The 13202-nt window shown below is 53.0% G+C and carries 10 protein-coding genes and 1 pseudogene; 3 read left to right on the forward strand and 8 right to left on the reverse strand.

Annotated features, from left to right (window positions below):
* Positions 1-22: 22 nt before the first annotated feature.
* The 5 genes from AC2FLD_RS19440 to AC2FLD_RS19460 all read right to left on the reverse strand — a co-directional run bounded on the left by AC2FLD_RS19440 (position 23) and on the right by AC2FLD_RS19460 (position 4233).
* Positions 23-895, reverse strand: a complete 873-nt coding sequence (locus AC2FLD_RS19440; protein WP_496672679.1) for an NAD(P)-dependent oxidoreductase — start codon at positions 893-895, stop codon at positions 23-25.
* Between the two features lie 25 nt (positions 896-920).
* Positions 921-1340: a GlcG/HbpS family heme-binding protein gene (locus AC2FLD_RS19445; protein WP_170558403.1), complete on the reverse strand. Its 420-nt coding sequence runs from the start codon at positions 1338-1340 to the stop codon at positions 921-923.
* Between the two features lie 19 nt (positions 1341-1359).
* Positions 1360-2646, reverse strand: a complete 1287-nt coding sequence (locus tag AC2FLD_RS19450; protein ID WP_050605415.1) for a TRAP transporter large permease — start codon at positions 2644-2646, stop codon at positions 1360-1362.
* 2 nt (positions 2647-2648) lie between these two features.
* Entirely contained in the window at positions 2649-3182 is a 534-nt protein-coding gene (locus AC2FLD_RS19455; RefSeq protein WP_050605416.1) for a TRAP transporter small permease, read from the reverse strand.
* A 76-nt stretch (positions 3183-3258) separates the two neighbouring features.
* Complete coding sequence (locus AC2FLD_RS19460) at positions 3259-4233, reverse strand: TRAP transporter substrate-binding protein (protein ID WP_050605417.1); 975 nt, start codon at positions 4231-4233, stop codon at positions 3259-3261.
* Positions 4234-4555: 322 nt separating this feature from the next.
* On the opposite strand from AC2FLD_RS19460, the gene AC2FLD_RS19465 reads away from it, so the two are divergent.
* Positions 4556-5224, forward strand: coding sequence for a GntR family transcriptional regulator (locus tag AC2FLD_RS19465; protein WP_050605418.1), 669 nt, complete (start codon positions 4556-4558; stop codon positions 5222-5224).
* Between the two features lie 24 nt (positions 5225-5248).
* Here the strand turns inward: AC2FLD_RS19465 and AC2FLD_RS19470 are convergent, their stop codons facing one another.
* Together AC2FLD_RS19470 and AC2FLD_RS19475 are read right to left on the reverse strand one after the other, a co-directional pair.
* Entirely contained in the window at positions 5249-5767 is a 519-nt protein-coding gene (locus AC2FLD_RS19470) for a redoxin domain-containing protein (RefSeq protein WP_496672675.1), read from the reverse strand.
* 286 nt (positions 5768-6053) lie between these two features.
* Complete coding sequence (locus AC2FLD_RS19475; protein WP_496672672.1) at positions 6054-8822, reverse strand: autotransporter outer membrane beta-barrel domain-containing protein; 2769 nt, start codon at positions 8820-8822, stop codon at positions 6054-6056.
* A 346-nt stretch (positions 8823-9168) separates the two neighbouring features.
* Between AC2FLD_RS19475 and AC2FLD_RS19480 the strand changes: the two genes are divergently transcribed.
* Positions 9169-11268, forward strand: coding sequence for a tetratricopeptide repeat-containing sulfotransferase family protein (locus tag AC2FLD_RS19480; protein WP_496672669.1), 2100 nt, complete (start codon positions 9169-9171; stop codon positions 11266-11268).
* Positions 11269-11320: 52 nt separating this feature from the next.
* On the opposite strand, the gene AC2FLD_RS19485 is transcribed toward AC2FLD_RS19480, so the two are convergent.
* On the reverse strand, positions 11321-11563 hold the full coding sequence (locus AC2FLD_RS19485; RefSeq protein WP_496672799.1) for a transposase: 243 nt from the start codon (positions 11561-11563) through the stop codon (positions 11321-11323).
* Positions 11564-12434: 871 nt separating this feature from the next.
* Here AC2FLD_RS19485 and AC2FLD_RS19490 point away from each other — a divergent pair.
* Positions 12435-12530 (forward strand): annotated as a pseudogene (locus tag AC2FLD_RS19490) (IS6 family transposase); the annotation flags it as partial.
* Between the last annotated feature and the right edge of the window lie 672 nt (positions 12531-13202).

A 13202-nucleotide genomic window follows, 5' to 3' on the forward strand; every position in this document is an offset into this window, starting at 1 on the left:
TGAGTGACTGATGGATCTGACGCTAAAGCTTGGCAAAATAGTCGAAGATTTCCGGCACGTTGCCGTCGCCCATGCCTGCGTCCGCGGCTGCCTGAAGGTTGTTCGCGGTTCCTTCAGCGATCTCGGCACGAGTGCCCACGTCCTCGGCCAGCTTCAGGAAGTAACCAAGATCCTTGTTGGCGTTGTTAATCGAAAACCCCAAATCGCTGACACCATCTACCGCGTAGTTCTTACAAAACTGCATAAAGGGGGAACTGGACGGTCCAGCTGACATGATGTCAAAAAGCTGCTGTTTGTTTACCCCTGAGCGTTCAGCCACAGCAAAGGCTTGGCTCATGGTGCAAGCCGTCGTCATACCCATAAAATTGTTGATGAGCTTGGTCACGTGGCCCGCACCCAGTTCGCCGAGGTGAAAGACATTTTCCCCCAGTACATCCAGGACAGGTTTCACCTTCTCAAAGGTGGCCATATCCCCCGCTGCCATGATGTTCAGCAAACCATCCTTGGCGTGCGCGGGTGTGCGTCCCAGCGGCGCGTCAATCATACCGGCACCTTTTGCGGCCAAGTCTGCGCCGATTTTGCGAGTGGACGCCGGGATCGAGGTGCCAAAGTCAATGACCACGGCACCGTCCTTGATGCCTGCCAGGATGCCGTCATCGCCGTAGATCAGGCTTTCGACGACATCCGATGTTGTTACACAAAGCATCACGATATCGCTGTTTTCAGCAAGCTCTCGTGGCGTTTTAACCTCTACAGCACCGCGGTTGACTGTGGCTGCGACGGCTTCCTTGTTTCGCCCCATGACAACCAGATCAAAACTGTTGTTTTGCAGGCACTCTGCCATGTTGCCGCCCATAAGACCGAGGCCGATGAAACCGATGACGGGTTTTGTCATATCTGACTCCTTAAACTCTTTCCAATTAGGCTTCGCAGAGCGCCGTGACCCCTGCCTGTGCAACTTCGAGATCCTGGGCTGGTGAGCCCGAGCTGACACCGATCCCGCCAACCACCTGTCCGTCGACCGTCACGGGAAGGCCACCTGCAACGGTCACCATTCGTCCGCCCAGCGTTGAGGATATTCCGTGTGCGGCCATGCCAGGCTGATTTGCTTCACCAAGAGCATCGGTTCCTTTTTGGATACCGGTTGCAGTGAAACTCTTGTCGATGGCCAAAATGATGCTGGTAATTTTGCCACCATCCATCCGTTCAAACGCTATGAGGTTGCCGCTTTCGTCTGTGACGGCAATACACATCGGCACGCCGATTTCCTGCGCTTTGGCTCGCGCTCCGGCGATCAACTTGCCCGCGTCATCGATGTCCAGGCGCCTTATTGTCAGCATCGCCTCATTCTCCTTTGCTTTAGGGGCCAATGATAAGGTTCGGCAGCGTCAGCGATATTGCCGGTACAAAAGTGATCAGCATGAGCGCGGCAAAGATGGCGAGGTAGAAAGGCCAAATCGTTTTGACCGCTTTCTCCATCGGTAGTTTTCCAACAGCACACCCCACAAAGAGACAGGTCCCGACAGGTGGCGTGCAAAGACCAAGACCGAGGTTCACCAAAAGGATCATGCCGAACTGCAGCGGGTCGATGCCCAGCATGTTCATCACCGGCAGGAAAATCGGTGTGCAGATCAGGATTAACGCGGCCATGTCCATGATCATCCCCAAGAGCAACAGCACAGCGTTGATCATCAACAAGATCAGGATCGGGTTTTCTGTGATACCCAACAGGAATTCGACTGTTTTTGTCGGAACCCGGTTGAACGTCAGCATATAGGCAAAGGCACCGGCGCAGGCGATCAGGATCATCACCATAGACGTTGTGCGCACCGAAGAGATAACGGCGGTTTTGAAGTTTTCCCAGGACAGGCTGCGATAGACAACAAGCGTCACCACAAAGGCATACATTGCCCCGAACGCGCCGGATTCCGTCACTGTAAAGACGCCTGACAAGACCCCTCCAACAATGATCACGGCCGTCAACAAACCAGGGATCGAGCCCACAAAGGCGATGGCCAGTGCGGTCCAACCCGGAAACTGTTCGGCCTGATAGCCGCGCTTGACCGCCACGACATAGGCGGCAATCGCAAGGCAGCAACACATAAGGACACCGGGAACAACACCGGCCAGGAATAATTTTGAGATTGAAACTGCACCGCCGGTTGCAAGGGCAAAGATGATCATGTTGTGGCTGGGTGGGATGATGATCCCGGCAATTGATGATGTCACTGTGACGTTCACCGCATAGTCGGCATCATAACCTTTGTCTTTCATCACCGGGATCAGGATTGACCCAAGCGCCGAGATATCTGCAATTGCCGATCCGGAAATGCCACCAAACAACATGGACGAGAAGACATTGACGATACCAAGCCCACCGCGCACAGCGCCTACGGCGGCCTGCGCGAACCGAACCAACCGGATCGCGATACCACCGTGAAACATCAGCTCGCCCGCAAAGATGAAAAACGGGATCGCCATTAGGGAAAAGACGTTGATCCCCGACACGATACGCTGGAATCCAACAAACATCGGCAATCCTTCAAACCAAAAGGAAGCCAATGCAGCGATACCAAGGGCGTATGCCACTGGCGCACCGATGATGACACAAAGGGCAAAAACCCCCAACAGAATCATGAGTCCCATAACTATCCCTGATCAATGTTGTCTTGGCGTTCGTCTCGGCCCAGAAACAGGCGGATCAAATGGCCAGTGGAAAAAAGGAACACCAAAGCGCCGCTGATTGTCAGAGGCAAGGAGCGCAAGCCTTCTGACCATTGGATGAGCGGGATCAGGGTGTTCCATTTGAATATGGTCAACTCGATCCCGTACCAAAACATCATGCCACCGAAACCCGCCATCAGGACATCAGTGAGCACGACGAAAACCGTTCGCACAGAGGGTGGAACTATATTGCGGAACACAACAACGGAGAGGTGCGTGTGATTGTGCACACCCGCAGCCGCACCGAGAAACGCGATGACCATGACCAAAAGCAGTGAAACCTGCTCGACCCAAGTGGGCGTGTTATTCAGAACGTAGCGCCCGAACACCAGCCAGGCAAAGATCGCTGTCATAACGACAATGGCGACGCCAGACAGCAACATGCAAACTCGTGCGAGCAGATCAAGAATCCTGTCCATGTTGCGCATGGCGGCAGGGGGGGTGTCGGGCTCTTGCATTGGATTTCCTCTGAGACAAAACGCCCGGCATCCAATTGGCGGAGCCGGGCGCTCAAAGTTGAACTGTTAAGACAACTTATTCAGTGGCTTGCGCCATTTCTACCAACGCTTTCATGTCAGGATTTGCAGCCAAGTAGTCTGCATAAACCGAATCCATTGCGGACTGGAATGGGCCTTTGTCAGCGATTTCATTGACTGTGATGCCAGCCGCTTCGACATCTTTACGCGCTTGCTCAGAGCCGATTGCCCAAAGCTCACGCTGGACCAATGCGGCTTCTTCTGCTGCACCGCGCACAGCGGCCTGCAGTTCAGGAGACAGCGCATTGAATTTGGCCGTGTTCACGCAGATGCACTCGGGGATAATCAGGTGCTCGGATAAAGAATAATTTGTGGTCACTTCAAAGTGGCCGACATTTTTGAATGACGGGAAGTTGTTTTCCGCACCATCAACAACGCCGGTTTTCAGAGCTTGCTGAACTTCGGAGAAAGCCATTGGAGACGGGTTTCCGCCCATAGCTGAAATCATCGATGTATAAAGATCGTTGTTCATCACACGGATTTTCAGGCCTTCGACATCTGCTGGCGTGTTGATCGGTTTTTGGCTGTAGAAAGAACGCGCACCGGCATCAAACCATGCCAGTGGCAGAACGCCTGCTTCACCCATCGCAGCTGAAACAACCTCACCGGCTTCGCCGTCCAGCACGCGGAACATGTGCGGCACATCCTTAAAGATGAAAGGAAGCGATACAAGGTTAGCTTCTTTCACCATTGGGCCAATGGGACCGAGGTTGAAGTTACCAACCTCGATTGCGCCGATACGAACCTGTTCAAGGGCATCCGGTTGGGAACCAAGAACACCACCGTGGAACACATCGACGGTAACCTCGCCGTCTGTAGCAGCGTCAACCAGTTCGGCAAACTTGTCCATTGCAGCCGTGTTGGGATGGCCGTCGTTGTGGATGTTCCAGGCCCGCCAGTTTTCGGCCGAAGCTGACGTTGCAATGAATGCCACAGCGGTCGCAGTTGCAAAGAACGATTTCGTGAAAGTCATGGGTTCTCCTCCCCGATTAATTTTGGACAGGATTTGGCTTTCATGGAAATTCAGAGACCGTAAGCCACGTAGCTTTCGATTTCCCCCAAGGACCAGAATCGCTGCTGCCCTTAAAGGGACACTAGTATCCAAGTTATGTCAACTGTAGGCTTTTAGTATGTCAGATTGCTTGACAGTCGAAAGCGCAGGGCATTTGATAGGTGACAGGATTACATTGGTTCACTCAAGCAAGATCAAATAGAATATTCTATATATTTCAATGATCTAAAGGTGAATCTGTAATTTGAAACGCAACCAAGATAGAGGGCGCAAGCAACATACCGTGGAAGATATTGTCAGACGAACCACAACCGATGCGGTCTATGAAGCGCTACACGACGAGATCGTTTCGCTTGAAATTCTTCCCGGTACAAAGCTATCCGAAACAGAGGTAGCCAGCCGATTCGGCGTATCACGCCAACCTGTTCGCAACGCATTCACAAGGCTCGGCAACGAAGATCTGCTCTTGATACGACCACAAAAGGCGACCGTAGTTCGAGGATTTTCTATGGAGCGTGTGGCTCTCGCGCGATTGGTTAGAATGGCGGTGGAGCTAGAGATCGTCCATCGAGCAATGGAAGTTTGGGACGCAACACGTGAAGCAAAACTTGCAGAAAACCTCGCCTTACAAGAGCAAGCGATCAGTGACGGTGACCTATCGGCATTTCACGCGCTGGACTATGATTTTCACAAACTGATCTACGTGCTCAGCGGCAATCCGATGGCGTTTGATGTAATGCTAGAATCCAAGCAAAAGGTTGACCGGCTTTGTATGCTCAGTCTTGAAAAGGGCAGCGCCGCAGACGCCATCCTCGCCGATCACCGAGAGATTGCAGAGGCCATGGCGGCAGGAGACCATGACCAAGCGCAAGCCTCTGTCAGAAAACACTTGTCCCGCCTCGACGAAACCATCGACTTCATTCACAAGACGCACCCAGGCTACTTTGAGTAACCGAGGCCATGCGATCTGGTGGTCTCAGGCCGTTCCTCGTTCCGGACGATCATTATCAATATTGAATTTCATGCCGTCCAAAAGCTCTTCCAAATCGGGACGTGCCGCAGGGCCGTTAGAGATGTCGGCCAGCATCAGCGTCCCATTCGGACGGATACCAAACGCGCCAGGTTCAGCGAACAGACCCGTGGTTTCCGCATCAGATAGGGGTGATGACACATAAAGACCAAGCGCGCGCATTTGCGCTTCGGTCATTCCATAGCAAAGATCAAACTCCCAGCCGAATTCTGCTTTGTCTGCCGCAGCTTTTTCTTTGGTGTCGGCAGAGACAACAATAACGTCCATAACGTCAGCCCATGCTGGCAGCGCCACATTCAACTTGTTCAAGAAGCGCTTGCAGCGTGGACAATGCTTACCTCGGTAAACAAACAACATGGTCCAGCGGTCTTTTTGTTGACCGATCGTAACCTTGTCATCAGACCCCAGCCTCAAAAAACTCATTTGCTCGATTTGCGCGCCGACATTTGGTTTGGGTGAGGTCATGAGTCGTTCCTTTGTCCTATAAACAATAACTTTGCGCGGATAAGGTCTGATAAGAGCCCTTTTTGACCAATGTCGCAACTCGGACGAATGTCGGCTTACACAAACTCAAGAAACAGTTGCGCAATTGCTTTCAGGCAACCGCAATATGTTCGGATAATTGTCGACCACTTGAAAAGCTCAAATGGACTTGTAAAAGGGTCAACACTATACGTCAAATAGCCCGACATCGTTCAGCTTCGAGCTGAAATCTGCGGCACCGCACTGGGTGCCGCAGGGATCTTTGGATTTAGAACGACCAGCGAAGCCCCGCCCGCAGGAAGGGTCCCTGGGCGTCGTTTCCGATTTCCTGCTCTGCATTCAGTTCGAGCCGAATGTCCTGAACAAGCTCCTGCTCGTAACCAACCGAGACGCGAGCGCCGGTGAAGTCGGTAGAGGCAAAGATCAGCGACTGAGTCGAGGAGAACACGGTTACATTCGCATCTGATGTTCCCAGATCGCGCCGCAGAACTCCGCTCAGCTGTCCGCTTAGTATACCACCATTGCCGAACAGCTTTTCGGCTTCAACACCCAGTTGGACTTCGATGACTTCGGTGGTGACATCTCCAACCGTGGCGTTGGCACTTGACCGTGTTTCGGTATAGCCATCGTCTTTCTGGTTGGTATAGCGTGCGTTTGCAAATCCGATCAGCCCGAAATCATCGCTGACGTCGAACCCGCGTTCGACAGCGATGTGCGCTGTCAACAGCCTGCTGTCATAATCGGCATGTGCATCATCGCTGCCATTGATTTGACGGGTGCGGTCTGTCGAGAGCCAGCCATAACCAAACCCTGCTTCAAGCGTGTATGCACCAATCTGCCGGCCCAGAGCAGCGTCGAGATAGAAACCGGTCGTGTCAAAATCTGCGGATTCGTTGTCTCCATCTGCCGAGAAAACGCCCATGCCAACAGCTAAAGCAAGGCCATTGTCCAACTGTCCGGCAACCCCGGCGCTACCACTGAAAAGCGATACGTCCAAATCACTACCGGTTTCAGGGTCGAACTCTCGATATTGCGCATCAATCATCGCAAATGGCCTGAAGCCCGCAAAGGTGGCCCCCTGCGCAACTTGCGGTGGCAGGTCATAGTTCAGCGCGTTGCCACTGCTACCTACTACACTTCCGTAGAAGGCGACGACGTCGCCTGAAACCGCAAAATCATCAGCATCGACAGCTGCGTATACCGGAGCTGCTCCGCCCTCATCCTGCACAAACCAGGCTGAGCCCTCTTCGGACACTGTGGTCGTGAAAGCGCCCGCACCGGGCGTAGCGTCTTCAAAGTGAAACACAGCACTGCCGCCCTGAGCGTCGAGATTTACGTTGTGTGCGTCGACCCGTATCATGCCCGCAACGTCGTCTTTGGTATCAGCGTTGAGCGTACCCGAACCCGTCCCGAGATATACGGCATAAACCTCGTCATTTCCCGAAACCCGGATAGTTCCCAGGTCGTCGATCGTGCCGTCAAAGTTGTCGAATTGAATACCGGCAGCACGTGTTCCTGAAGCGCCGACCGCATGAGCGGTGATCTCGCCTGTGTTTGAGAAGGATCCCTGCATGTCATTGGCGTAGACACCGATTGCAGTTGATTGGTCCGGTGATAGTCCACCACCATCCATTCCACCCTGAGCGGTGACCGTGATACTGCCCGAGTTCGTGATGTCTCCGGTTGCGATTTCGTCGACGTATACGCCATAGGCTTCGGCCTCGGTATCCCGTGAGATCGCAGTGGCCGTAATCACGCCCGAGTTCGTGATGGTGCCGCTCAGGTTGTCGGTTAGGTAGACTCCTGCGGCTGTTGCAGAGTCTTCGGCGGCCTCGGCGCGCAACGTCATGGTTCCCGAGTTGGTAACCGTGCCTGAAACGTCGTCGCCAACATAGATGCCCGAAGCTGTCGCCTCGGAAGCGGTATTGAGTGATTGAGCGGTGCCGGTAATCGTACCCGAGTTGACTACGGTACCTTCAACCAGTTCTTCCAGATACATACCGCCCGCGTAGGCTGGATCGTCGGTGTCGGCACTTGCAAATGCGGTGATGGTACCGCTGTTGATAATAGTGGCACCTTCCAGCATATCGTCATCGACGTGGATACCATACGCAGTAGCGTCGGATTCTACCCCCAACGCAGTTACTTTGATTGTACCGCTGTTCTCAATCCGACCGGACAGATCGCTATCGACAGAAATGCCATAGGCGATCGCCTCGTAGGTCGATGGGGCAGACGCCAAAATGTCCAGTGTGCCCGTGTTCACGATTACACCGGACGCATCGCCGTCGACGAATATCCCGAACGCAGATGCAGTACTGTCGCTGGTGGAGATGGCGACCGATTTTATCGTGCCTGAATTGACAATCTCACCAGTCTCTAGCAGGTCATCTTCGACATAGATGCCCCAAGCATAGGCGTAATCGTCGGCGAAGGATCTGGCGCGAACATCGATTGTACCCGTGTTCCTGATGGAACCCCCAACGTCGCCATCAACGGCGATACCGTAGACTGATGCGGTGCTTCCTGAGGAGGTATCGATTAACCCGTCGACCCTTATGGTGCCGGTGTTCACAATTTCACCGGTCTCAGTCATGTCTCCGTTGACGTAGATACCCCAGGCTTCGATGTCCCCATCAGTCGATTGCACATCGACCTCTATGGTGCCGTTGTTCACGATCGAACCGGCGACATCACCGTTTACCTGCACCGCATAAATATCCTGAGGGTCAGAACCGGTAATCTCCAGTGAGATGGTGCCATTGTTCACCAGTTGGCCGCCCTCAAGCAGGCCGCCATCTAGCCGCAGACCCGTCGCCGTATCAGTGTCGGAAGCAGTGACTGAAATCGAGCCGTTATTGGTAAACGTGCTCGAATAATCCGTAGTGATCGTCAGAGCGGCAGCAGTCGAAGATGTTATCTCGATCGCACCGCTTGCCGTCACCTCGTGATTCGCATCGGCCGAGAAAACCTGAGGCGTAGTCACCACATTCGAGATCGTATCCGCATGTACGTCCCCGGCCATCAGGGCAACCATCGATACCTGTGCCAATAGCGCAGCAGGAGCCGCACTGACAATTTGGCCTTTCCACTTGAAAAGACGCCCCCCACGGAGCTTAGGGGCGTTCGCCCTCGACTCATTTTTAGACATTTACTATCCCGTTAGATTTTTTGTCTTTTTTCTCGAAACTCGCCGCGTTTTCGCGATCGGCCCCGCTTATGAACTGTTAGGAAGTCGTTAACATATTTGCAATCTACCAATTTTGCATTGCATACCCTGACCTATTGCTGTTGGAAATTCGTAGGAAAACTGCAACACAATGTGGCGATTTGACGGCGCTTGCGATCAGACTGCCGTCTTGCGCCAGCCCGGAGCTATTTGGATGCCAAGAAACCAGACATTTTCCATCGGAGAGGCCTACAACCAAGGAGTTCAGGCCTACGAAACAGGGCATTTGAATAAAGCTGTCAATGTTCTGAACCAAGTGCTCAAGGCTGCACCCGAATACGCGCCCGCGCATCAACTGCTTGGTGTAATTGCGTTTCAAACCGGTCAGACTGGGCCAGCCGAAAATGCCATGCGCGAAGCGATCCGATTGCAGCCGGACAATGCCGGGTTCCTGTCGAACTTCACCGAGGTATTGCGCACAAACGGAAAACCTGAAGAAGCACTCAGGGTTGGCAAACGTGCAGCCCAGCTTGCTCCGGGGGTCGCAAATGCACATTCAAACCTTGGGTTGGCCTATTATGACATCGGTGATCTGCCTGAAGCCGAGGTATCTCAGAAAAGAGCGCTGGCCCTTAATCCCAATCTGGTTGCGGCGCTGAACAATCTGGGTTCAATCGCGCGCGACAAGGAGGACAGGGAAGCGGCAATCTCATTCTACCGTCGGGTGCTGGATCTGCGCCCGGACTATCTGGAGAGTGTCAACAACCTCATTTCTGTTTTGATAGAAGCTGAGGAGTTAGAAGAAGCCAGAGAGCTGGCAGATGATTATCTTGGCAAGGGGCATATTTCCGCAGAGTTACATCGCAATCGGGGGCGGTTACACGTTTTGCAAAGCGAATGGGACGAAGCTGAACGCCGTTTTCGGAATGCGATTTCGCTGGATGAGAAGAAGCCCGAATCCTATGTCGGGCTGGCGCAGGTTCTGACCGAGAAAAATCTGCATGAACTTGCCCTTGTCGAGGCAGAAAAGGCGCAGTGCATAGACCCCGGCCACGCGCCTGCTTATCACTATATAGCCGTTTGCAAATCGCACCTTGGCGACCTCGAGGCCGGTTTTGCCAATTACGAAAAGACCCTTGAGCTAAAACCGGATTTCTCGGCCACGATGATCGCATTGGGCCATTTGGAGATGGAACGGGGCAACTTCGACGCCGCCCGCAGCTGGTTCAACAAGGCGGCAGAAAGGGACAAGGCGCGTCTGAATGCCCAGATTGCGTTGGTCAGGCTGGACAAAGTTACCGAAGACAACCCTGATTTTAAGGCTCTCGCGGCGGCATTGCCCGAAGCCGACAAATTGCTTCCCGAACAATCGGTATCGTATCACTACGCGTTGGGAAAATGCTATGAGGACCTCAAGCGCTACGACAGCGCTTTTGAGCATTTTGCAAAGGGGGCCGCGCTAAAGCGCAGCATTATCGATTTTGATGCCGATCAGATCGAGGAAACGGCTGACGATCTGATCTCGGTCTTTACTCCAGAACTGATCGAGAAACTCCGCCAAAACTCCGTGGATAGCAGCCAGCCAATCTTTGTCGTTGGTATGCCGCGGTCTGGAACCACGCTGACAGAGTCGATCCTCGCCAGCCATTCAGACGTATTCGGGGCCGGAGAGCTTAACTATTTGCACAAACTTTTCACCGATCAACTGCGCGGTGGAAACAAGAAAACTGGAAGTCTGATCGCGGCTCTCACGGATCAGGAGCTTTCAAAACGCGCCCAACGATATGTCCAACAGCTCGATACGCACGCTCCTGGCAAACCTTATATCGTTGATAAAATGCCTGCGAACTTTCTGATGGTTGGCCTGATTCATGCGATCATGCCCAATGCGCGGATCGTGCATGTCGCGCGCAATCCGCTAGATACGTGTCTGTCCTGCTTTACCCGAGTGTTTCAGCGCAGTCAGCTCCACAGCTACGACCAGATCGAATTGGGTCGATATTTTAACGCCTATGTGCGCGTTATGCAGCATTGGAAGGACGTTCTCCCTTCCGGCAGCTTTCACACCGTTCACTATGAAAGCCTTGTCGACGATATCGAGTTCCAAGCGCGGCGCTTGATAGCATATTGTGGTCTCGAGTGGGATAATCGTTGTCTCGAGTTTTACAAAGGGGCACGACGTGTCCGCACTGCAAGTGTTCAGCAAGTGCGCCAGCCGTTGTACCGCTCATCAAAGGAGAAGTGGCGAAACTACGAATCTCACTTAACACCGCTTATCGAAACAATCGGAGAATCAAAGATTCCGTTTGAATAGACTCAGGCTGGATCCTGGCCCTTAAATGTGTGGGATCTCTTAGGTTCAGGATTCACAACCAATAGATGATGGTTGCCGCGAGTGCGATGGCCGATAGGAAGACCTTGGGACAACGGTCGTAGCGTGTCGCCACGCGCCTCCAATCCTTGAGCCTGCCGAATATGATCTCAATCCGGTTGCGCCGTTTGTACCGGCGCCTGTCGTATTTGACCGGCGTCTTGCCTTGCATTCGACCGGGGGTGCAGGCGCGTACTGGCTTACTGACCCTAGAGAGAAACAAGAGTGTAGGAAGTATGCGGCAAAACTCCCTGGGGCGTTGTCTGCTTCTGCAGCCTTCGAGGAGAAGGGACCTAAAATTCTAGGGTTCAGATTTGAGCGATATGCCGATTTGGTACTCAAATTGGATCGCGTTGCGACCGGCGGGCAATTCGAAAGCAACCGAGAAGACATAGAGCCAGAGAGAGCAGCCGCATGTATCAGGACGGTCGGTGAACTAGTCGCGCACCTCCGGATGTGTCGAAAATTCGTTTTCCTGTGGCGTTGAGCAGATCAACCCCACGAGAACGCAGCTACAACCACTTCTATCTGAATGTTCAATTATAGAAGAGGAATCTATTCGGCGGGTATGTTGGCGGGTAGCTGGTAAAAACCGCCATTTTTTCTAATTAATTCAAAGGTGTGGAACGTCTCTGACCTTTGACTCAATCGACAGCCAAAACCTCAATAAATCAGTGAATCGCGTCATTCAATTCTGACCCAAACGTCAAGCATTTCTGACCCAATACGAAAAGCGGCCCTTCATCGAACTAGCAGCGAAGGTGTCGAATGAGCCCAATCTGTACCTTGGATTTCCACGCTGCGTGCGCTCGCAGCGCCGATTTCGCTGCAAGGGCATAGTTTTCTGTATCGCAACGCGGCAAGAAAACCGGTCGTTCAGACGTCGCGCAGCGCCGTTGACCCAGCAAATTGACAAGTCGTAGACTTTCTCTCTATTCATGTTGCGCAGCCAAATTCCCGTTGTGTCGGTAACTTGATAGACGGCCAAGCCCTATTGATGCATCGCGGCTTCTTTCTTCTGCAAAAAATGTCGAGGCCCAATCATGAAAAAGTTATTCTAGGGACATTGCCAACTTGTTTGCGCGTTCTGAACTGGTAACCGCTCACGCATGAAGATACCGTTCAAAATGCCGCACCTGAAGGGCTTTAGTTTTCCGCGAGATGTCATCGCCTATGCCGTCTGGGTCTACCATCGCTTTGCGCTTCGGACGATGGCATCTATGTTTGTGGACTTCAAAGATTGGCATTCCTGTGCGGGAGAATGACGGCATGTGCGCCACTCGTGGCCATCGCGTCACGGCATTTGCTTGTCGCAAGCACTGTATGCGGTCACTAAACCGTTGTCCTGATCGACCGGGGTCCGGGCAGTTAACTCAGGTAACAGCGAGCGTCAGCGACATTTCTGGTGGTGACTTCAATGGCGCGCTTCCAGCGTTTCCTTATCAATGCCGGTGTGTATCTTGCGCCAAATCACCGCATAGGGCGTCCATGCTTGCGAACAAACCATTCAGCTTCACCCTCTGTCTTGATACCCGTGCTGTCGAAAACAAAGGCTCAACGGGTCGCTGTTATCACGGTAGGCAGGTCTACACTTAGCGGCCTTCGTCGACGACACAAGATGCAAAAAATCGGGTACTGACCAGTCCAACCTGGCCAAATGCAGTAGGCTTTCTGCAAAGCCGAGGTTTGTCGCAAGTTTTGCTTATACTTCAGGCCTCCGACGGCAATTCTTACTGCGCCGGGATGTCTCCTCCCTCCGCGTCATCGAACTTTCCAACCCATCTCTGCACCGAGAAAATGTTGTCTGACGTCAGCGCCCATGGGACAGTTTAGGTCGATTTGATAAGAGAGGGTTTCTGGCTCATCGTAACTGCCAA

Source organism: Ruegeria sp. CDSA021, assembly GCF_059612325.1.